The organism is Parahoeflea olei (assembly GCF_001703635.1).
GTDB lineage: Bacteria > Pseudomonadota > Alphaproteobacteria > Rhizobiales > Rhizobiaceae > Hoeflea > Hoeflea olei.
This window is the reverse complement of record NZ_LQZT01000008.1, coordinates 54,553-75,310: the sequence shown is the minus strand read 5'-3', so window position 1 is coordinate 75,310 and position 20,758 is coordinate 54,553. Positions and strand designations below refer to the sequence as shown.

Here is a 20,758-nt window from a genome sequence, read left to right as displayed (position 1 = left end):
GCCACAAGCGCAGCCCAGGAAAGGACCATAGTAATGGTCAAGCTCGGCGCAATCGCCCGCAAATTGTTCGGCTCGTCAAACGACCGCCGCATCCGGGCCTATCAGCCAAAGGTCGCCGCCATCAATGCCCTTGAGCCCGAGCTCAAGGCGCTCAGCGATGCGGATCTCGCGGCCCGCACCCTCCAGTTCCGCGAGCAGCTTGCCCAGGGCGTCGCGCTCGACGACCTTCTGGTTCCAGCCTTTGCGACCGTGCGCGAGGCCTCGCGCCGCGCCATCGGGCTGCGACCTTTCGACGTCCAGCTGATCGGCGGCATGATCCTCAACGAAAACGCCATCGCCGAAATGAAGACCGGTGAAGGCAAGACGCTGGTCGCCACGCTGGCGGTCTACCTCAATGCACTGCCGGGCAAAGGCGTGCATGTCGTCACCGTCAACGACTACCTCGCCCGCCGCGACGCCGAATGGATGGCGCGGATCTACCGGTTCCTGGGGCTGACCACCGGCATCGTCGTGCACGGCATGGACGACAACGAGCGGCGCGAGGCCTATGCCTGCGACATCACCTATGCCACGAACAACGAACTCGGCTTCGACTATCTGCGCGACAACATGAAATATGACCGCGCCCAGATGGTCCAGCGCGGCCACAATTATGCGATCGTCGACGAGGTCGACTCGATCCTGGTCGACGAGGCGCGCACGCCGCTGATCATCTCCGGCCCGCTCGACGACCGTTCGGACCTCTACAACAGCATCGACACCCTGATCCAGAAGCTCGAGCCGGACGATTACGAGATCGACGAAAAGCAGCGCTCGGCGACCTTCACCGAGACCGGCACCGAGAAACTCGAGGCGATGCTGGCCGAGGCCGGGATGCTCAAGGGTGAATCGCTCTACGACGTCGAAAACGTCGCCGTGGTCCACCACATAAACAACGCGCTCAAGGCCCATCGCCTGTTCACCCGCGACAAGGACTACATCGTCCGCAACGACGAAATCGTCATCATCGACGAGTTCACCGGACGCATGATGCCGGGCCGGCGCTACTCCGAAGGCCAGCACCAGGCGCTCGAAGCCAAGGAAGGCGTGCGCATCCAGCCGGAAAACCAGACGCTGGCCTCGATCACTTTCCAGAACTACTTCCGCATGTATTCCAAGCTTGCCGGCATGACCGGCACGGCCTCGACCGAAGCCGAGGAATTCGGCGACATCTACGGTCTCGAAGTGGTGGAAGTGCCGACCAACGTGCCGATCGCGCGTATCGACGAGGATGACGAGGTCTACCGGACGGTCGAGGAAAAGTACCAGGCGATCATCGCCGACATCAAGGCGTCGCGCGAGAAGCAGCAACCGGTGCTGGTAGGCACCACCTCGATCGAGAAATCGGAACTGCTCGCCGACCTGCTGCGCAAGGAAGGCGTCACCGATTTCAACGTGCTCAATGCCCGCTATCACGAGCAAGAAGCCTATATCGTCTCCCAGGCCGGCGTTCCCGGCGCGATCACCATTGCCACCAACATGGCCGGCCGCGGCACAGACATCCAGCTCGGCGGCAACGCCGACATGCGCGTCGCCCAGGAACTCGGCGACATGCCGGAAGGCCCCGAGCGCGACGCGAAGGAAAAGCAGATCCGCGCCGAGGTGCAGGAGCTCAAGAACAAGGCGCTGGCCGCCGGCGGGCTTTACGTTCTCGCGACCGAGCGCCACGAAAGCCGCCGCATCGACAACCAGCTGCGCGGCCGCTCCGGCCGTCAGGGCGACCCGGGCCGCTCCAAGTTCTTCCTGTCGCTGCAGGACGACCTGATGCGCATCTTCGGCTCCGAGCGCATGGACAGCATGCTCAAGACGCTGGGGCTGAAGGATGGCGAGCCGATCATCCACCCCTGGATCAACAAGGCGCTCGAACGCGCGCAGAAGAAGGTCGAGGCCCGCAACTTCGACATCCGCAAGAACCTCCTGAAATTCGACGACGTGATGAACGACCAGCGCAAGGTGGTGTTCGAGCAGCGCAAGGAACTGATGGATTCGGAATCGATTGCCGAAACCATCGAGGACATGCGCCGCGAAGTCATCGACGGGCTGGTGACGCTGCATATTCCCGAGCGCGCCTATGCCGAACAGTGGAACGTGGCCGAGCTCAAGAAGGGCGTGCAGACCTATCTCAATCTCGATCTGCCGATCGAGGAGTGGGCCGCCGAAGAAGGCATCGCCGAGGACGACATCCGCCACCGCATCATCGAGGCCAGCGACAAGCTCGCCAAGGAACGTGCCGAGCGGTTCGGCCCCGAGATCATGGCCTATGTCGAGAAATCGGTGGTTCTGCAGACGCTTGACCATCTGTGGCGGGAGCATCTCGTCAATCTCGACCACCTGCGCTCGGTGGTCGGCTTCCGCGGCTACGCCCAGCGCGACCCGCTGCAGGAATACAAGTCCGAAGCCTTCGAGCTGTTCCAGGCACTCTTGGCCAACCTGCGCCAGGCCGTGATGGCGCAGCTGATGCGCGTCGAGATCGTGCGCGAGGCCGCCGAGACGCCGGAACCCTCGCTGCCCGAGGGCATGGAAGCCCACCATGTCGACGCCTCGACCGGCGAAGACGAATTCGCCCCGGGCAACGGCGGTGGCGCCGGAGGCGTGCAGCTCGCCTCCCAGGTCGTCGCACCGGAAGACCGCGACCCCGCCGACGAATCGACTTGGGGCAAGGTCGGGCGCAACGAGCCCTGCCCCTGCGGATCGGGCAAGAAATACAAGCACTGCCACGGCTCCTTCTGAGCCTTCGGACCAGCCTTCTTCCGACCCCGCCTGCCCCCCAGGACAGGCGGGGTCGATGCGTTTTCAGGTCCTGAATTCGCCCTTCCGGGTCTGCGGTTCAGACCCGGGGCGACCGATGTTCGTGCTCGCGACAGCCGCGCCTGCGCGCCCATACGGTTTCTTAACGTCGCCATGACAAGATGCTGGCGTAACAACGGGATAGAAGCCTGACCATGACGGTGATCGATACAGCGGGCAAGATACTGCCGCCGCGCTATGCCGCGCGGCTGGCGCCGCTGTTGGGGCGTCTCACCCAGGTCCTCCTCGCATCCGACGAGACCAGTGCCGCCAGCCGCATGGCCATGACCGCCTTTGCGATCCGGGTCGTCAGCGCCGCGATCGCCTTCGTCTCGCAGATCCTGCTCGCGCGGCTGATGGGCGAATTCGAGTACGGCGTGTTCGTCTTCGTCTGGGTCATCGCCGTCATTCTCGGCAACCTGTCATGCCTCGGCTTCCACACCGCCGTGATCCGGTTCCTGCCGCAATACCGCAACGCCGGCGCAGATGAAGCCATCCGCGGGCTGACGGCGACGGCGCGCGTCTTCGCGCTGGTCTCGGCCACGCTGATTGCCGCGACCGGCATCGCCGCCCTCTCCCTGCTCGGCGACAGGATCGAATCCCACTATGTGCAGCCGCTGTTCATTGGCGCGTTCGTTCTACCGATGATCGCGCTCGGCGACGTGCTCGACGGCACCGCGCGCGCCAATGGCTGGACCTTCCATGCGCTGGGGCCGACCTATATCGTCCGCCCGCTGCTCATCCTCGCTTTCGTCGCCGGAGCCATCGGCTTTGGGCATGTGGCCGACGCCAATACCGCCATCGTCGCCGCGCTGGCGGCGGCCTATCTGACAAGCATCGTCCAGTTCCTGCTGGTCACCCGCAAGCTCAGCCGCCGCTATCCGGCCCGCCGCGTCGAAATCCACTTCAGGACCTGGCTCGTGGTCGCCTTCCCGATCTTCCTGATCGAGGGCTTCTACTTCATGCTCACCAATTCCGATGTCATCATCGTCGGGCTCTACCTGCCGCCGGACAAGGTCGCCGTCTATTTTGCCGCCGCCAAGACCATGGCGCTGGTGCATTTCGTCTATTTCGCGGTCAAGGCCGCGGCCGCGCAGCGCTTCTCGAGCCTGGTCTCGGGCGCAGAGCGGTCCGCCCTTGCCGATTTTGCCCGCCAGACCGTGCGCTGGACCTTCTGGCCCTCGCTGCTGGTGGGCGGACTCGTGATCCTGGCGGGCCCGTTCCTGCTTTCACTGTTCGGCCCCGCCTTCGAGGCCGGCCAGATGGTGATGGTCGTGCTTTTCGCGGGCATTCTCGCCAAGGCCATGGTGGGCCCCGGCGAGGTGCTGCTGACGATGGCCGGGGAACACAAGATCTGCGCGGCAATCTATGCCACCGCACTCGCAGCCAATCTGGCGCTCAACATGATCCTCATTCCCCTCTGGGGCCTGCTGGGGGCGGCCACCGCCACCGCCGCCGCCATGGTGATCGAGGCCGCCCTGCTGCACCTGATCGTGCGGCGCCGGCTCGGCATCGTCATGTTCGTCGCCGCCCGCCTGCCGCGCGGCACCGGCCCCGCCGGAACGGAGGCCGGATAGCCATGGCCTCCAGCCCCATCGTCCATGAACAGGCCGCGAGCCAGGCCAACACCATGATCGGCGAACTCGCCGAGGTCGAAGCCGCACGGCCGCTGCCCGAAACCGATATCGAAGTCGGCCGTCCGGGCCGGCATCTGGCGATCTATCCGGCGCGCGCGGGCTATGACCTGCAGGAAGAACTTGATTTCCTCACCAACCGCGCGCTGGAGCCGAACATCTTCTTCTCGGGCCGGTTCCTGGCACCGGCCATGCCGCGCCTGGAAGACAGGGTCATTCGCCTGATGCTGATGCGCGACGAAACGCCGGCGCGCTCGAGGATGCGGCTGCTCTTGCCCTTCTCGGTCGAAAAGCCCGGCTTTTCGGTCGGCCCCTCCATCATCCGCGCCTGGGCCAATCCGTTCGGGCCGCTGGGCACGCCGCTGCTCGACCGCGAGGATGCAGCGGAAACGCTCGACAACATGCTTGAGGCGCTGAGCCGTCCCGAGTCGGGCCTACCGGGCATCCTGGTCCTGCCCGACATGCGATTGAACGGCCCGGTGGCAGGCCTGGTGCGCGCCGTCGCGGCGGCCCGCAACCTCTCGGTTGCCGTCACCGACGAAGTCCAGCGCCCGTTCCTCGAAAGCACGCTCGACGGCGCCGACTATCTCGCCGGCTCCATGTCGTCGCACCACCGGCGGGACATGCGCCGGCAGTGGCGCCGCCTGTCCGAACATGGCGAACTGAGCTACATGGTCGCCCGCCAGCCCGAGGAGATCCGCTATCATCTGGAAGAATTCCTGACGCTCGAGGATTCGGGCTGGAAGGGTCGGCGCAAGTCGGCCATGGTCGCCGACCGCTATCGCGCCGCCTTCGCACGCGAGGCAATCAACGGGCTTGCCGAAACCGACAGCGTCCGCATCCACGCGCTCGCGCTCGATGACGAGCCGATCGCCTCCATGATCGTCTTCATCTCGTCCGGCGAGGCCTGGACCTGGAAAACCGCCTACAACGAGACCTATGCCGCCTATTCGCCGGGCAAGCTGCTGGTGGACCGGCTGACCGAATGGCATCTCGACGATCTCAACATCCGCCGGACCGATTCCTGCGCGGTCCCCGACCATCCGGTGATGAGCCGGATGTGGACGGAACGCGAACCGATGGGAATCATGGTGGTGGGGCTCAGCCCCAGGCACGACCGCGATGTGCGCCAGGTCGCAACCCAGCTTCACATCTATCGCAACACCCGCAACGTCGCCCGAATGATCCGCGAGAAGATCCGCGGCATGGCCCGGCGCTGATCGGGACGTGCTCAGGACCCTGACGGTTCTCCCACCCCGCTTTCGGCCGCTTCGGCGATGGCACGGTCCCTCAGGACCCGCCTGACGACCTTGCCGGTGGTCGTCAGCGGCAGGCTGTCGACGAAATCGATCTCGCGCGGATATTCATGCGCCGACAGCCGCGTCTTCACCCAATCGCGGATTTCCAAGGCCAGCGCCTGGTCCGCCACAAAGCCGGGGGCCGGAACGATATAAGCCTTGACGATCTCGGTGCGCATCGCATCCGGCTTGCCCACCACGGCCGCCAGCGCCACGGCCGGATGGCCGGTCAGGCAGTCCTCGATCTCGCCGGGGCCGATCCGGTAGCCCGACGAGGTGATAACGTCGTCATCGCGGCCGAAGAACGAGAAATAGCCCTCGGCGTCGCGCACGCCCTGGTCGCCGGTCACCATCCAGTCGCCGATGAACTTGGCGGCGGTCGCTGCCTCGTTCTGCCAGTAGCCGAGAAACATAACCGGATCCGGGCGTTTCACCGCGATCTGGCCCGACACGCCGTCGGCCACCTCCCGGCCCTCGCCGTCGATCACCGCCACGGTGTGCCCCGGCACCGGCTTGCCGATGGCGCCGCCGCGGCTCACGCCCAGGATCGCCGAGGACGAGAGCACCAGGTTGCACTCGGTCTGGCCGTAGAACTCGTTGATGGTCAGGCCCAGCACCTGCTTCGCCCAGTCATAGGTCTCGCGGCCCAGCGCCTCGCCGCCCGAGCCGATGGTGCGCAGGTCGAGCCGGTGGCGCGACAGCGGATCGGCGACCGTGCGCATGATCCGGAGCGCCGTCGGCGGGATGAAGGCGTTGCGCACCCGCATCTCGGCCATGATCCGGTAGGCCAGTTCCGGATCGAATTTCTGCGCCCGCGACGAGACCACCGGCACGCCCAGCAACAGCCCGGGCAGAAGCACGTTGAGCAGGCCGCCGGCCCAGGCCCAGTCGGCCGGCGTCCAGAGCCTGTCGCCCGGCTGCGGCATGAATTCGTGATGGGTCTGCACGCCGGGGATATGCCCGATCAGCACCCGGTGCCCATGCAGCGCCCCCTTTGGCGGCCCGGTGGTGCCGGAGGTGAAGATCATCATCGCGGGATCATCGGCGCCGGTCCGGATTTCAATCGGGGCATCCGGATGCGCTGTCTCAAGCGCCGTGAAGCCAGCCGTGGCGAGGCCCGCCTGAGCGCCCCCCTTCAGCTCTGCCGCCCCCTCGCCCGTTACGACCACGGCCTCGAGCGCCGGCAGCCGCTCCGCGATCCCGGCCACCTTCTCGTGGCCGCCGGCAGTGGTGACCAGCAGCTTGACACCCGCGGCGCGCAGCCGGTGCTCGACCGCCTCGACACCGAACAGCAGCGCCAGCGGCACCGCGATCGCGCCAAGCTTGTAGATGGCGACATGGGCGATGACCGTCTCGAAGCCCTGCGGCAGCATCAGCGCCACCCGGTCACCGCGCTCCACCCCGAGCGACTGCAATCCCCGGGCAAAGGCATTCGATCGCCGCGCGAGCGCCTCGTAGCTCAGCCGGTCCGGCGGTCCGTCGGGATGAAAATGTTCCAGGCAGATCCGCCCGGGCTCCCGCGCCGCCCAGGCATCGGACACGGCACGGCCGATGTTGAAATCCTCCGGGACATCCCAGCAAAACCGTGCGGCAATGTCTTCGAGGCTCTCTCCGGAGGGCAAAAACATGGGCAAGGGTCCTTGCGAAGGCGCCCGGACCCTTCCCGCGGGGGGCGGAAGTTCCGGCGCCGCCTGTTTCCTATCAGGCGAAGCCGGAGGAATGAAGAGCCGCTCCGGTTTTCGCGTCACCGATCTGTATCAGGGTTTGAGCAGCATCGGGCGTACAGTCGCCGGAACAGGCGATCATGCAGGCGCCACTCCGCCGCTTTGACCTCCGTCAAAGCAGGGCCGCCGGCGGCCGCTAAGCTGTGCCAACACCGATCGCTCAGGCCCGGAGGGCGCCAGCATGCAGAACCAACCCGCAAGGCCCGCGCAGGCAAAAGCCCCTGCACCCGTAAAAGCCCCGCCCCGCGCGGAGGCGGGGGCCGATGCCAGTCCCTATGCCGGGATCGACCGCAAGCTGCGCGGCGCCTTCGCCCGCGCAACCGGGGGCGTGTCTCCCTTCGGCATTGCCGAAACCTGGGCCGCATGGACAAACCATCTCGCACGCGCACCGGGACGGCAGCTCGAACTTGCCGCCCACGCCCGCGATTCCGCGCTCCAGCTGATGGACTTTGCCGCCCGGAGCGGCCTCGGCCAGGCCCCTGAGGCACCATTTGCGCCAAAACCCTTCGACCACCGCTTCGCCGATGCCGGCTGGGCCGAGCCGCCCTTCCGACTGTGGCAGCAAGGCTTTCTCGCGGTTCAGGACTGGTGGGACCAGGCCACCGCCGGCATACCCGGGCTCTCCCGGCACGAGGCCGAACGCGCCCGGTTTCTGGCGCGCCAGACGCTCGATACGGTCTCGCCCTCGAATTTCGCCTGGATGAATCCTGAAATCCTCGCCGAGACCGCCAGGACCGGGGGCCGCAACCTGGTCGAAGGCGCAGCCCAGGCCGCAGAAGACATGCGCGAGGCGCTGCACCCTGGCGCCATGCCGCGCCCCGCGGGCTGCGAACCGGGCAAGGACATCGCCTGCACGAAGGGAGAGGTGGTCTACCGCAACGACATCTTCGAACTCTTGCAATACGCGCCACAGACGCCCGGGGTTCACAGCGAACCGGTGCTGATCGTCCCTGCCTGGATCATGAAATATTACATTCTCGATCTTTCACCGCACAACTCGCTGATCAACTATCTTGTCGGACAGGGTTTCACGGTGTTCGCGATCTCCTGGTGCAATCCGTCCGCGGAGCAGAAGGACCTGTCGCTCGAGGATTACCGCCTGCGCGGCGTGATGACGGCCCTTGAGGCGGTTGGCGCCATCATGCCCGGGCGCCGGATCCATGCCTGCGGCTACTGCCTGGGCGGCACCATGCTGGCGATTGCGGCGGCCACCATGGCCCGCGACAACGACGACAGGCTCGCGAGCGTGACGCTGATGGCAGCTCAGGTGGATTTCTCCGAAGCCGGGGAACTGATGCTGTTCCTCGACGAAAGCCAGATCGCGTTTCTGGAGGACCTGATGTGGGAGCAGGGCTATCTCGACCGCCAGCAGATGGCAGGTGCCTTCGCCTCGATCCGGGCCGAGGACCTGATCTACACGCGTGCGGTACGGCGCTATTGCCTTGGCCGCGACGAAATGCCCACCGATATCGGGGTCTGGAACGCGGATACCACCCGCATGCCGGCGCGCATGCATTCGGAGTATCTCAGGAGCCTGTTCCTGGAAAACCGGCTGTCGGCCGGGCGCTTCGCGGTCGAGGGCCGGGTGATCGCGCTCAAGGACATCACCGTGCCTATGTTCGTGATCGGCACCGAAACCGATCACATCGCGCCCTGGAAATCGGTCTACAAGACCCGCCTGTTCACCGATGGCGACCTGACCTTCGTGCTCACAAGCGGCGGCCACAATGGCGGCATCGTCTCCGAACCCGGACACCTCCACCGCCACTACCGCATCTCCCACCGCCCGGCCGGCGCGCTCTATGTCGATCCCGACAGCTGGCTGGCCGGCACGCCACCGCGCCAGGGCTCGTGGTGGCCGGACTGGAGCGGCTGGCTCGCCGCCAAAAGCAGCGGCAGGTCCGATCCGCCCGCATTCGGCGCCCCCGACCGCGGCTACCCGCCGCTCGAACCGGCCCCGGGTCGCCATATTCACCAGCGTTGAACGGACAGCGAACGCAATCACGCTTTCAACTGCCACAGTGAATGACAGTGTGCGAGACGGAAAATGTGAGAAGTGGTGCCCCCTTCCGGACTCGAACCGGAACTCCTTTCGGAACCGCATTTTGAGTGCGGCGCGTCTACCAATTCCGCCAAAGGGGCGCCGGGCCGCGCGTGGCGACCGGACGGCGGGACTATAGTCGGCGATTTGTTCCGGTCAAACGCTTTTTCACGATTCGGTGTTTCGGCGCCAATTGCCGCGCGCTCCAGCCCTTGGCGTGTTTACCCGGCGCCGCTTTCGGATTATGAGGCAGCCAACGCCGCTGTCCCGCGAGAAGGCCACCATGCTTCGCAGACTGTATGACTGGACCATGTCGCTTGCCGCCACGCGGCATGCCGAAAAGGGGCTGTTCGCGGTGTCCTTTGCGGAAAGCTCGTTCTTCCCGATCCCGCCCGACGTGCTGCTGATCCCGATGACGCTCGCCAAGCCGCAAGCCTGGATCCGGCTTGCCGTGATCTGCACTGTGGCCTCCGTGGCCGGCGCGTTTCTGGGCTACGCGATCGGCATGTTCCTCTATGAGAGCATCGGCATCTGGCTGCTCGAGACCTATGGCGCCGCCGACAAGTTCGAACAGATCTCGGCCTGGTACAACACCTGGGGCGGCTGGGGCGTGCTGTTCGCCGCCATCACCCCGTTTCCCTACAAGGTGCTGACCATCTTTTCCGGCGCCACCGGCCTCAATCTGCTGGTCTTCGCGGTGGTCAGCGTCATCGGCCGGGCGTTCCGCTTCTTTCTGGTCGCCTGGCTTCTCTCCCGCTTCGGCCCGCCGATCCGGGTCTTCATCGAGAAATATCTCGGCCTTCTTTTCACCCTGTTCATGGTGCTTCTGATCGGCGGCTTCTATGCAATCAAATACGTGTTCTGAACATGACGATGTCTGATCTCTCCCGTCCCGATCCCGTCCGGACACGAACCCTGAGTGCCGCGTTTCTCGCTGTCGCCATGGCGGCTGTGGTTCTGAGCGCGCTCGGCTTCGAGCATATCGGCGGCTACATCCCCTGCGCCCTGTGCCTGCTGCAGCGCGTCCCCTATTACATCGGCGCGCCGCTGATGCTAATCGCGGCCCTGCTCTCCCTGTTCCGCGGCCCGTCCTGGGCTGTGCGCGGCCTGCTCGCGATCGGCGGCCTGCTGATGCTCTACGGGCTCGGCTACGCGATCTATCATTCCGGCGTCGAATGGCACTGGTGGGCCGGACCGGCCAGTTGCACCAACACCGCAGCCGGCGTGACCACCGACGCCGGCTCGCTGCTGGGCGATCTGAACTCGAAAAAACCGCCATCCTGCGACGAGGCGGTGTTCCGTCTTTTCGGGTTGTCGTTTGCCGGCTGGAACGTGCTCGTCAGTGCCGCGCTTGCCGTCATCGCGTTTCGCGGCGCGATGACCAGGGGCTGATCAGCGACTGAACCGGCTTAGGGCTGCAGTTCGACGTCCCAGTAGAGATAGTCCATCCAGCTTTCATGCAGGAAGTTCGGCGGAAACATCCGGCCGTTGTTGTGCAGGTCCTGCACGCTCGGCCGGTAAGGCTTCTGCTGCGGGATCATGCCGGCCTGCTTCGGCATCATGCCCCCTTTTTTGAGGTTGCAGGGAGAACAGGCGGCGACCACGTTTTCCCAGGTGGTTTCCCCGCCGCAGCGCCGCGGGATCACGTGATCGAAGGTCAGCTCGTGCGGCGAGCCGCAATACTGGCACTCGAAGCGGTCGCGCAGGAACACGTTGAAGCGGGTGAAAGCGGGAAACCGGGACGGCTTAATATAGGTCTTGAGGCAGACCACACTCGGCAGTCGCATCGAGAATGTCGGGGAAGAGACCGCGTGATCATACTCCGCAACGATCTGCACCCGGTCGAGAAACACGGCCTTGACGGCATCCTGCCACGACCACAGCGACAGCGGATAGTAACTCAACGGCCTGTAATCAGCATTCAGAACGAGCGCTGGCAGGGACTGCGGGGATACATAAATCGTCAAGCGGCTCTCCTGAGCGATAGCGATTCGGCATCTGCAGCCACCATATTAGGCAGGTCGTGACAGGATTGTGAAGCACCTGCCTTTCAATTGTCGTTTCGCGCCCGATCACGGGCTGCGCGGACCACGGCCACGGTTGCTCAGCCATTGAGCGGCAGCGCGTCGCGCCGCATCGCCTGTGCGTAATAGGCCCAGAGCAGCCGCGCCGCGACCCCGCGCCAGGGGCTCCATTGCAGCGCCACCTCGGCCAGTTGTCCGGGCCGCGGCCGACTTTCGAGCCCCAGTGCATGGGCGGCAGCGCTTTGCAGCGCCACGTCGCCCGCGGGAAACACATCCGGATGGCCCGCGCAGAACAGCAGATAGACTTCCGCGGTCCAGGGCCCCAGGCCCTTGATCGCCGTCAGGGTCGCGATCGCCTCGCGCCCGTCGAGTCCGCACAGATCATCGAGATCGAGGTCGCCCGACAGCACCGCATTTCCCACGCGCTGCAGGGTTTCGGCCTTGGCCCGCGACAGCCCGGCCGCACGCAGCGCCTCGGCGGACAATCCGGTCACCGTCGCCGGGCTGATCTCTCCGGCCGCCAGTTCCAGCCTGCGCCACAGCGCATTGGCGCTCGCCTTCGAGACCATCTGCGACAGGATGATTTCGGCGAGCGCCGCATAGCCGGGCGGCTTGCGCCGGAGCGGAACCGGGCCGGCAAGCGGAATCACCCGCGCCAGACGCGGATCGCGCCCGGCGAGCGCCACAAGGCCTTCCGCGATATCCTCGGCGCTGTCGATCCGGCGCATGATGCTGGCTCCTGCTTGCAAATTGCCCTCCCCGATCGCCGGGGTCCCCGTGACGGGATGGACAAAAGATGAGAAGAAGCACCATGCCAGACGCCACAGCCGCAGCCAACACCGCAACGCCTCCCCCGACGGTCCGTTTCGCCCCGAGCCCGAACGGGCTCCTGCATCTCGGGCATGCCCGCTCCGCCCTCGTCAACTGGCGCTTTGCTCGCGCGCGGGGCGGCACCTTCCTGCTCCGGATCGAGGATATCGACACCACCCGCGCGCGGCCCGAATTCGAGGCGGCGATTGCGGAAGACCTCGCCTGGCTCGGCCTCGACTGGGTCACGCCCGTGCGCCGGCAGTCGGAACAATTTCCGGACTACGAAGCAGCGCTTTCGGAGCTCAAGAAACTTGGCCTCGTCTATCCGGCCTTCATGAGCCGCGCCGAAACCGCGCGCAAGGTGGCCGAAGCGGAAGCCACCGGCGCGTCCTGGCCGCGCGATCCCGACGGCGCACCGCACTACCCGGGCAACGACCGCGGCCTCTCCGCGGCCGAGCGCCGGCGCCGCATCGCCGCGGGCGAGCCGCACACCTGGCGGCTGGACATGGAAGCCGCGCTTCGTGGCCTGCCCGACCCCTTGTCATGGACAGAACACGGCACCGGTCCGGACGGCGAAACCGGCACCATCCTCGCCGACCCGGGCGCCTGGGGCGATGTGGTGCTTGCGCGCCGCGACGTGCCCACCAGCTATCACCTGGCGGTAACGGTCGATGACGCAGTGCAGGCCATCACCGATGTCATCCGCGGGCAGGACCTGTTTACCGCGACCGCCGTGCACCGGTTGCTGCAACACCTGCTCGGCCTGCCGACGCCGCGCTACCGCCATCATGGGCTTGTCCGCGATCCGCAGGGGCGCAAGCTCTCCAAAAGCGAAGGCGCCACGTCGATCGCGGCCTTGCGCGCCAGCGGGCTTTCGCCTTCCGACGTGATCGCGCTGGCGACGCAAGAAGCGGGCATGGAGAGCTAGGATCCAGGTCGGCCGGTGTCCGGCGGTGTTTGCCTCCTAATCGCCCACTGCTCCTGCGCTCGCCTCCTGTTCCCTCTTGGCGCGGTCCTTGGCCTTGAGGATCGCCGCGTTGATTTCGGCGCCCAGGATGAAGATCGCGGCAATGATGTAGAGGAACACCAGCGCGATCATGATCGAGGCGAGGCCTGCATAGGTCGACACATAGGTGGCGAATTCCTGCAGGTAGCGCGCGAAGGCCAGCGCGCCCGCCATCCAGGCGAGCACCGTCAGGCCAACGCCCGGCAGCACGTCGATCAGCCGGCGGTCGCCGTCGGGCAGCCACAGATGCGCGAACACCAGGCCGATGATCAGCACCGTGGCCGCCACCAGGATGCGCCAGTTGTCGACCGCGGTGATCATCGTCTCCATCCAGGGGGCGAATTGGCGCGCCAGCTTGAGCACCAGCGGCGCCAGCACCAGGAGGAAGCTGATCGACATGATCACCATCACCGCAATCACCACGAACCCCAGGCTCTGGGCGCGGGTGGCGTACCAGGCCCGGCTCTCGGTGACCCGGTAGGCCCGGTTCAGCGAGACCCGAAGCGCCTCCACGCCGTTGGTCGAGAAGAACGCCGCGGCCACCACGGAGACGGTCAGCAATCCGCCGCGCTCGACTGTGAGCACCTGGACCACCTCCCGCGAGATCGGCGCGGCGATGGTGTCGGGCCAGGTGTCGAAAATCAGGTGCGATGCGGTGTCCGCATAGGCTTCGGCGCCGAGGAAGCTCGCCAGCGCCGTTCCGAAGATCATGAACGGAAACAGCGCCATCAGCACCGACAGCGCGACGTGACTGGCCATCGCCCAGCCATCATCGTTGTTGAAATGGGTCGCGGCATCCATGATGACCATGCGCACACGTTTCAATGATCACTCCTTCGCAGGCCGTGGCAAGGCGCTCCGCCATTGTCAGCCGTGTCTGATTATGGGATTTCAGCCGCTTCGGGAACAGGGCAAACCAGACAATGACCGATTCTGACCGGACAAAATCCATCCTGATCACTGGCTGCTCGAGCGGAATCGGCGCCTTTTGCGCCCGCGCGCTCAAGGCCGACGGCTGGCTGGTGGTGGCTTCGGCACGCACCGAAGCCGATATCGCGGCGCTGCGCGCCGCCGGCATCGCGGCGTTTGTTCTCGATTATGCCGACCCGGCCAGCATCGACGCCTTCTTCGCGCAGGCCATGGCGGTCACGGCCGGGCGCTGCGACGCGCTCTTCAACAATGGCGGCTACGGCCAGGTCGGTGCCATCGAAGACCTGCCCTCCGATGCGCTTAGGGCCCAGTTCGACACCAATTTCTTCGGCTATCACGATCTCACGCGCAAGGTCATTCCGGTGATGCGCGCCCAGGGGCACGGCCGCATCGTCCAATGCTCCTCGATCCTCGGGCTGGTTCCGTTGCGCTTCCGCGGCGCCTACAATGCCTCCAAGCACGCGCTCGAAGGCTATTCGGTCACGCTCGCAATGGAACTCGAGGGCTCGGGCATTCATGTCAGCCTGATCGAGCCGGGCGCGATCAAGAGCCGGTTCCGGGCCAATGCACTCAAGCGCTTTCTCGACACCATCGATATCGACGGCTCCGTCCACGCCCGCGATTACCGCGACCAGTTGCGCAGGCTCGAGCGCGAGGAAGCCGCCGACAGCGGCAAGCTCGGAGCCGACGCCGTGTACCAGGCACTGGTCCATGCCCTGACCGCAAGCCGGCCGCGCTATCATTACCCGGTAACACGGGAGGCAAAGCTCGGCGTCTTCGCGCGCCGACTGCTGCCCGCGCGGCTGTTCTATCCGTGGCTCGCCAAACGCACCTGACCCGCCAGGGTCAACGTCGCGCATGCAGCGCGATGGACTTGCGCGGCAAAGCGCTTATGTTCCCCCCTTCAGACACTGCAAGGAAACCGCTCCATGTCATCCTTCACCTACGCCCTCACCGTCATCGTCATGCTGTCCGTGGCAGCCGTTCTGGTGCGCGGCCTGGTCAACATGGCCCGCGGCGGATCGGGCAATCTCTCCAACAAGCTGATGCAGGCCCGCGTGGCGCTGCAATTCGTCGCCGTGGTGCTGATCGTCATCACCTTGTGGCTGACCGGCGGCGGCCGCTGAGCAGGTCGCCCGAAACCGGTCGCGAACACGCGGATTCCCCCCGCCAGCAGACCCCCTACGTCAAAGGCATGCGCAATGGTCAAACTCAACAAGATCTACACCCGAACCGGCGATGACGGCACCACGGGCCTGGTGTCGGGCAGGCGACGGCCGAAATACGATCCCCGCGTCGAGGCCTATGGCACGGTGGACGAAACCAATGCGGTGATCGGCCTGGTGCGGCTGCACACCGGTTCCATGCCCGTGCTCGACGCCATGCTGATGCGGATTCAGAACGACTGCGTCGATCTCGGCGCCGATCTCGCCACCCCGGAAGACGCCGAAACGCCGGGCTATGAGCCGTTGCGCATCGTCGACGCGCAGGTGACCCGGATCGAAACCGACATCGATGCGCTCAATGCCGATCTCGAGCCACTCGCCTCCTTCGTCCTGCCCGGCGGCACCGAAGCGGCGGCCTATCTGCATCTCGCCCGAACGGTTGCGCGCCGCGCCGAGCGCCTGATGGTCGAACTCGCCGACGGCGAGGGCGAGACCGTGAGCCCCGCCGCGATCCGCTTCATCAACCGGCTGTCCGACTTCTTCTTCGTCGCCGCCCGCTGGGTCAATGACAAGGGTCGTGCCGACGTGCTTTGGATTCCCGGGAAAAACCGCTAGGTTCGCCCGCCTGCGGGCCGCGCCCCGTGATCGCTTGAGGGACATGCCCCGATGTTCATTCCGCTGCACGATGCCAACGATCTCAAACACATCAGGCTGCAATGGGTGACCTGGTCGCTGATCGCGCTCAACGTGATCGTCTGGCTGTTCACGGGCCTTGCCGGCGACGACAGCGAATTCACCGCCAATGTCATCCTGGGGCTGGGCTTCATCCCATCGGTGGTCCATGACTTCGCCGAACTGCCCGCGTCCCTCGTCCTGGTGCCGGAGGACGCCACCTACGTCACCTACAGCTTCCTGCACGCCAACTGGATCCATCTGGGATCGAACATGCTGTTCCTGTGGGTGTTCGGCGACAATGTCGAAGACGCCATGGGGCATATCCGCTTCCTGATCTTCTATGTCCTGTGCGCGGTGGCCGGCGCCTTTGCGCACGGTCTTCTCCTGCCTGAGTCCGACGGCCCGCTGATCGGAGCCTCCGGCGCGGTCGCGGGCGTCGTCGCCGCCTATCTGATGCTGCATCCGCGGGTCAGGGTCTGGGTGCTGGTGCTCGGCCGCATTCCGTTGCCGCTGCCGGCCTTCATACCGCTGCTGTTCTGGATCGCGCTCCAGTTCTTCATGGTGGTCGCCGATCTCGATGGCGAGGTTTCCTGGGGCGCGCATATCGGCGGCATCGTCGCCGGCGCAGTCCTGGTGCTGTTCTTGCGCCGTCCCGGCGTGCCACTGTTCGACAGGGTGATCGACACACCCAAGGCCGTGATCCACGAGACGCCATCGGCAGGGTCCGGGAAGCCCACGCCCGCGGCGCCTCCACCACGATGGGGGCGCTGACGCGGGGCAGTCTTGATTTGACGCGGCTTTAAAGCTCTTTTATTCCGCATTGCAAAATTCTCCTGGGCAGCCACAATTGAAATTGGAGAAAATTCGCGTATCCATGTCGCCAATCGGCTATCCGGCTGGCGGCTCCGCAGGCAAGATCCGGATCAATCTCTGCCGGTCCGGGACATACCGGCAGGGAGCGCCGGAGACCGAAAGTCCAAGCTAAAGTGAGGAAGGCAAACCGATGAAAATTCTCGTGCCGGTCAAGCGGGTCGTTGACTACAACGTCAAGATCCGGGTCAAGCCAGATGGAAGCGGCGTCGATCTCGCCAATGTGAAGATGTCGATGAATCCGTTTGACGAAATCGCGGTCGAGGAAGCGCTGCGCCTCAAGGAAGCCGGCAAGGCCGAGGAAGTGATCGCGGTCTCCATCGGTGCCGCCAAATCCGAAGAAACCCTGCGCACGGCACTCGCCATGGGCGCCGACCGCGCGATCCTGGTCGAAGCCGACGGCGTGGTCGAACCGCTGGCCGTCGCCAAGATCCTCAAGGCCGTGGTCGGCGAGGAAAACCCCGACCTGGTGATCCTGGGCAAGCAGGCGATCGACGACGACGCCAACCAGACTGGCCAGATGCTCTCGGCCCTGCTCGGCTGGGGCCAGGCCACCTTCGCCTCCAAGGTCGAGATCGGCGACGGCTCGGCCAATGTCACCCGTGAAGTCGATGGCGGCCTGCAGACCATTTCGGTCAAGCTGCCGGCGATCGTGACCACCGACCTGCGCCTCAACGAGCCGCGGTATGCGTCGCTGCCCAACATCATGAAGGCCAAGAAGAAGCCGCTCGACAAGAAAACCGCTGCCGATTACGGCGTCGACATCAGCCCGCGCCTGGAGGTCATCAAGACCGAGGAACCGGGCGGCCGCAAGGCCGGCGTCAAGGTCGGCTCCGTCGCCGAACTGGTCGACAAGCTCAAGAACGAAGCAGGCGTGCTGTAAGCGCGGGACAGGGAGAACACATCATGGCCATTCTCATCATAGCCGAACACGACCACGCCTCGCTGTCCGAACAGACCGCCAAGGCCGTCAGCGCCGCCGCCCAGATCGGCGGTGATATCCATGTTCTCGTGGCCGGCAAGGACGCCAAGCCGGCCGCCGATGCCGCCGCCAAGCTCGAGGGCGTTTCCAAGGTGCTCCTCGCCGATGGCGACGAATATGCCAACCGTCTGGCCGAGCCGCTTGCAGCACTCGCTGTGTCGCTCGCCGACGGCTACGACACGCTGATGGCGCCCGCCACCACCAGCGGCAAGAACGTCATGCCGCGCGTCGCGGCCCTGCTCGACGTGATGCAGATCTCCGACATCATCGAGGTGATTTCGGCAGACACCTTCAAGCGGCCGATTTATGCCGGCAATGCCCTGCAGACGGTGAAGTCGAACGACGCCAAGCGCGTCATCACCGTGCGCACGGCCTCCTTCTCGGCAGCCGGCGAAGGCGGCTCGGCTTCGGTCGAAACCGTGGCCTCGGCCGGCGATCCGGGCCTGTCGAGCTTCGTCAAGGACGCGATCGCCGAAAGCGACCGTCCGGAGCTGACCTCCGCCAAGATCATCATCTCCGGCGGCCGCGCGCTCGGCTCCAACGAGAAGTTCCTGAGCGTCATCCTGCCGGTTGCCGACAAGCTCGGCGCAGCCGTCGGCGCCTCGCGCGCGGCTGTCGACGCGGGCTATGCCCCCAACGACTGGCAGGTGGGCCAGACCGGCAAGGTCGTCGCCCCCGATCTCTACATCGCCTGCGGCATCTCCGGCGCCATCCAGCACCTGGCCGGCATGAAGGATTCCAAGGTGATCGTGGCGATCAACAAGGACGAAGAGGCGCCGATTTTCCAGGTCGCCGACTACGGACTGGTGGCCGATCTGTTCGAAGCACTTCCGGAGCTCGAAAAGGCTCTTTGAGCGGCCACAATTTGACGGCAAGATCAATGGCCGGGCTGGACGTCTCCATCCCGGCCATTTAGGTTCAAGGGCCGAACGGGCGCGCAGAAAAGCCTTTCCGGCATCCTTTCAATCAGTCAGGCAGGACCAATGGGCAACCAGATCAAGAGTGTCGGCATCATCGGCGCGGGACAGATGGGCGGCGGGATCGCACATGTGTGCGCCATGGCGGGCTACGATGTCTATGTTCATGATGTGTCCGCAGACTCGCTTCAGGCCATGCTCGCCACAATCAGCGGCAACCTCGCCCGGCAGGTTCACTCGGGCAAGACCACCGAGGCCGAGCGCGAAGCCGCCCTGGCCCGCATTCGCTTTGCCCCCGACATGAGCAATCTGGCGACCATGGACCTCGCCATCGAGGCCGCCACCGAAGACGAGACGGTCAAGCGCAAGATCTACCAGCAGCTCTGCCCGGTGCTCAATCCCGAGGCGATCCTTGCGACCAACACCTCGTCGCTGTCGATCACCCGGCTGGCCTCGGCCACCGACCGGCCCGAGCGCTTCATCGGCATTCATTTCATGAACCCCGTGCCGGTGATGAAGCTGGTCGAGCTGGTGCGCGGCATCGCCACCGAGGACCAGACCTTCCAGGCCGCGCGCGGCTTTGTCGAATCCCTCGACAAGACCATCACCGTGACGGAAGACTTCCCCGCCTTCATCGTCAACCGCATCCTGCTGCCGATGATCAACGAGGCGATCTACACGCTCTATGAGGGCGTTGGCACCGTCGAGGCGATCGACACCGCCATGAAGCTTGGCGCCAATCACCCGATGGGACCGCTGCAGCTCGCCGATTTCATCGGGCTCGACACCTGCCTTTCGATCATGCAGGTGCTGCATGACGGGCTTGCCGATTCCAAGTACCGGCCCTGCCCGCTGCTCGTCAAATATGTCGAGGCCGGCTGGCTCGGCCGCAAGTCCGGTCGTGGCTTCTACGACTACCGCGGCGACGTGCCGGTTCCGACCCGCTAGCTCCGGGAATGAAGGCCGCAACCCTTCGCCGCGGCATGAACCTGTGGCCGCCGCTGCTTTTCTCCGGGATCAGGATCCGCCGCATCAGCGAGGATTTCCGCGCCGTCGATGTCGAACTGCGCGAACGCTTCTACAACCGGAACTATGTCGGCTGTCATTTCGGCGGATCGCTGTTCGCCATGACCGATCCGTTCTGGATGATGATGGTGATGCGCAATCTCGACCGCAGCTACACCGTCTGGGACCGTTCCGCCGAGATCGAGTTCCTGCGCCCCGGCCGCGGCACTGTGCGTGCCGAGTTCCGGTTGACCTCCGAGGCGCTCGAGGACATCCGCGCCAACACCGCCGAGGATGACGTGCGTTACCTCAAGAGTTTCCCCGTCGACATCGTCAATGCCGAGGGCGAGACCGTGGCGCGCGTGAGCAAGACGCTTCACATCCGCCGCAAGCCCGACACCCGCAGTCGTATCGGCGGCTGAACAGCGGGCCTTCCCGCCCCCAAACTTTCAGATCTCGGCCTTCGGCACGCCGTCACCGGTCAATGCAGGCTCTTTTATATAAAACATCTTGTATATTGAATTCAATATCGCTATATGTGGATCCGAAGCTCACCGGACGGCCGGTGACGCAGGTCCGGCTGCGCGCGCGGGCCGATCGCACACGAAGGAAATCGAAAATGGCGCTTGATCGCATCATTCTGGCATTCGCGGGATTCATGGTTCTGCTGTCGGTGGGCCTGGGCCTGTCCGTGTCGCCCTACTGGTTTTTCCTGACCGTCTTTGTCGGCCTCAACCTGATTCAGTCGGCCTTCACCGGCTTCTGCCCGGCAGCCATCATCTTCAAGAAGCTGGGCGCCAAGCCCGGCACTGCCTTCAACTGAGCGGCCGAAACCGGCCATCGCATTCGG

General features: G+C 65.2%; 20 protein-coding genes and 1 tRNA gene. 16 read left to right on the top strand and 5 right to left on the bottom strand.

Going from position 1 to position 20,758, the window contains the following annotated elements; translation table 11 throughout:
* Positions 1 to 33 precede the first annotated feature (33 nt).
* From secA to AWJ14_RS07420, 3 genes are all read left to right on the top strand, one after another.
* Positions 34 to 2,769 (top strand): preprotein translocase subunit SecA, encoded by a 2,736-nt coding sequence (gene secA / locus AWJ14_RS07430; RefSeq protein WP_066176928.1) that lies wholly within the window; start codon positions 34 to 36, stop codon positions 2,767 to 2,769.
* A gap of 212 nt (positions 2,770 to 2,981) precedes the next feature.
* Positions 2,982 to 4,403, top strand: coding sequence for a lipopolysaccharide biosynthesis protein (locus AWJ14_RS07425; RefSeq protein WP_066176926.1), 1,422 nt, complete (start codon positions 2,982 to 2,984; stop codon positions 4,401 to 4,403).
* A gap of 2 nt (positions 4,404 to 4,405) precedes the next feature.
* Positions 4,406 to 5,680, top strand: a complete 1,275-nt coding sequence (locus tag AWJ14_RS07420) for a GNAT family N-acetyltransferase (protein WP_066176924.1) — start codon at positions 4,406 to 4,408, stop codon at positions 5,678 to 5,680.
* An 11-nt stretch (positions 5,681 to 5,691) separates the two neighbouring features.
* Here AWJ14_RS07420 and AWJ14_RS07415 read toward each other — a convergent pair whose 3' ends face one another.
* Complete coding sequence (locus tag AWJ14_RS07415; protein ID WP_066176922.1) at positions 5,692 to 7,386, bottom strand: AMP-binding protein; 1,695 nt, start codon at positions 7,384 to 7,386, stop codon at positions 5,692 to 5,694.
* Between the two features lie 277 nt (positions 7,387 to 7,663).
* Here AWJ14_RS07415 and AWJ14_RS07410 point away from each other — a divergent pair, with 277 nt between their 5' ends.
* Positions 7,664 to 9,466 carry a PHA/PHB synthase family protein gene (locus tag AWJ14_RS07410; protein ID WP_066176920.1) on the top strand — a complete coding sequence of 601 codons (1,803 nt, stop codon included), beginning with the start codon at positions 7,664 to 7,666 and terminating at the stop codon, positions 9,464 to 9,466.
* A gap of 73 nt (positions 9,467 to 9,539) precedes the next feature.
* Here AWJ14_RS07410 and AWJ14_RS07405 read toward each other — a convergent pair.
* Positions 9,540 to 9,624, bottom strand: a tRNA-Leu gene (locus AWJ14_RS07405).
* A 182-nt stretch (positions 9,625 to 9,806) separates the two neighbouring features.
* Here AWJ14_RS07405 and AWJ14_RS07400 point away from each other — a divergent pair.
* Positions 9,807 to 10,388 carry a YqaA family protein gene (locus tag AWJ14_RS07400; protein WP_066176982.1) on the top strand — a complete coding sequence of 194 codons (582 nt, stop codon included), beginning with the start codon at positions 9,807 to 9,809 and terminating at the stop codon, positions 10,386 to 10,388.
* 8 nt (positions 10,389 to 10,396) lie between these two features.
* Positions 10,397 to 10,915 carry a disulfide bond formation protein B gene (locus AWJ14_RS07395; RefSeq protein ID WP_066176980.1) on the top strand — a complete coding sequence of 173 codons (519 nt, stop codon included), beginning with the start codon at positions 10,397 to 10,399 and terminating at the stop codon, positions 10,913 to 10,915.
* Positions 10,916 to 10,932: 17 nt separating this feature from the next.
* On the opposite strand, the gene AWJ14_RS07390 is transcribed toward AWJ14_RS07395, so the two are convergent.
* Positions 10,933 to 11,490, bottom strand: coding sequence for an HNH endonuclease (locus AWJ14_RS07390; RefSeq protein WP_066176917.1), 558 nt, complete (start codon positions 11,488 to 11,490; stop codon positions 10,933 to 10,935).
* Between the two features lie 137 nt (positions 11,491 to 11,627).
* Positions 11,628 to 12,275: a DNA-3-methyladenine glycosylase family protein gene (locus AWJ14_RS07385; protein WP_066176915.1), complete on the bottom strand. Its 648-nt coding sequence runs from the start codon at positions 12,273 to 12,275 to the stop codon at positions 11,628 to 11,630.
* An 83-nt stretch (positions 12,276 to 12,358) separates the two neighbouring features.
* Between AWJ14_RS07385 and gluQRS the strand changes: the two genes are divergently transcribed.
* Entirely contained in the window at positions 12,359 to 13,285 is a 927-nt protein-coding gene (gluQRS, locus tag AWJ14_RS07380) for a tRNA glutamyl-Q(34) synthetase GluQRS (protein ID WP_066176913.1), read from the top strand.
* 36 nt (positions 13,286 to 13,321) lie between these two features.
* Here the strand turns inward: gluQRS and AWJ14_RS07375 are convergent, their stop codons facing one another.
* Positions 13,322 to 14,173: a YihY/virulence factor BrkB family protein gene (locus AWJ14_RS07375; protein WP_066176911.1), complete on the bottom strand. Its 852-nt coding sequence runs from the start codon at positions 14,171 to 14,173 to the stop codon at positions 13,322 to 13,324.
* 113 nt (positions 14,174 to 14,286) lie between these two features.
* Between AWJ14_RS07375 and AWJ14_RS07370 the strand changes: the two genes are divergently transcribed.
* The 9 genes from AWJ14_RS07370 (at position 14,287) to AWJ14_RS07330 (ending at position 20,731) form a co-directional block, all read left to right on the top strand.
* Positions 14,287 to 15,129, top strand: coding sequence for an SDR family oxidoreductase (locus AWJ14_RS07370; protein ID WP_066176910.1), 843 nt, complete (start codon positions 14,287 to 14,289; stop codon positions 15,127 to 15,129).
* Between the two features lie 93 nt (positions 15,130 to 15,222).
* Positions 15,223 to 15,420 carry a twin transmembrane helix small protein gene (locus AWJ14_RS07365; RefSeq protein ID WP_066176908.1) on the top strand — a complete coding sequence of 66 codons (198 nt, stop codon included), beginning with the start codon at positions 15,223 to 15,225 and terminating at the stop codon, positions 15,418 to 15,420.
* Between the two features lie 75 nt (positions 15,421 to 15,495).
* A complete protein-coding gene (locus tag AWJ14_RS07360; protein ID WP_066176906.1) occupies positions 15,496 to 16,074 on the top strand; it encodes a cob(I)yrinic acid a,c-diamide adenosyltransferase in 579 nt (192 codons plus the stop codon).
* A 51-nt stretch (positions 16,075 to 16,125) separates the two neighbouring features.
* The gene (locus AWJ14_RS07355) at positions 16,126 to 16,905 is read left to right on the top strand and encodes a rhomboid family intramembrane serine protease (RefSeq protein WP_066176904.1); all 780 of its coding nucleotides are present in this window, start codon (positions 16,126 to 16,128) and stop codon (positions 16,903 to 16,905) included.
* Between the two features lie 232 nt (positions 16,906 to 17,137).
* Positions 17,138 to 17,887 carry an electron transfer flavoprotein subunit beta/FixA family protein gene (locus tag AWJ14_RS07350; protein ID WP_066176902.1) on the top strand — a complete coding sequence of 250 codons (750 nt, stop codon included), beginning with the start codon at positions 17,138 to 17,140 and terminating at the stop codon, positions 17,885 to 17,887.
* Between the two features lie 23 nt (positions 17,888 to 17,910).
* On the top strand, positions 17,911 to 18,840 hold the full coding sequence (locus AWJ14_RS07345) for an electron transfer flavoprotein subunit alpha/FixB family protein (protein WP_066176899.1): 930 nt from the start codon (positions 17,911 to 17,913) through the stop codon (positions 18,838 to 18,840).
* 129 nt (positions 18,841 to 18,969) lie between these two features.
* Positions 18,970 to 19,851 carry a 3-hydroxybutyryl-CoA dehydrogenase gene (locus AWJ14_RS07340; protein ID WP_066176897.1) on the top strand — a complete coding sequence of 294 codons (882 nt, stop codon included), beginning with the start codon at positions 18,970 to 18,972 and terminating at the stop codon, positions 19,849 to 19,851.
* Positions 19,852 to 19,859: 8 nt separating this feature from the next.
* Positions 19,860 to 20,330, top strand: a complete 471-nt coding sequence (locus tag AWJ14_RS07335; RefSeq protein ID WP_066176896.1) for a DUF4442 domain-containing protein — start codon at positions 19,860 to 19,862, stop codon at positions 20,328 to 20,330.
* Between the two features lie 197 nt (positions 20,331 to 20,527).
* A complete protein-coding gene (locus AWJ14_RS07330; RefSeq protein WP_066176895.1) occupies positions 20,528 to 20,731 on the top strand; it encodes a YgaP family membrane protein in 204 nt (67 codons plus the stop codon).
* Positions 20,732 to 20,758: the final 27 nt, after the last annotated feature.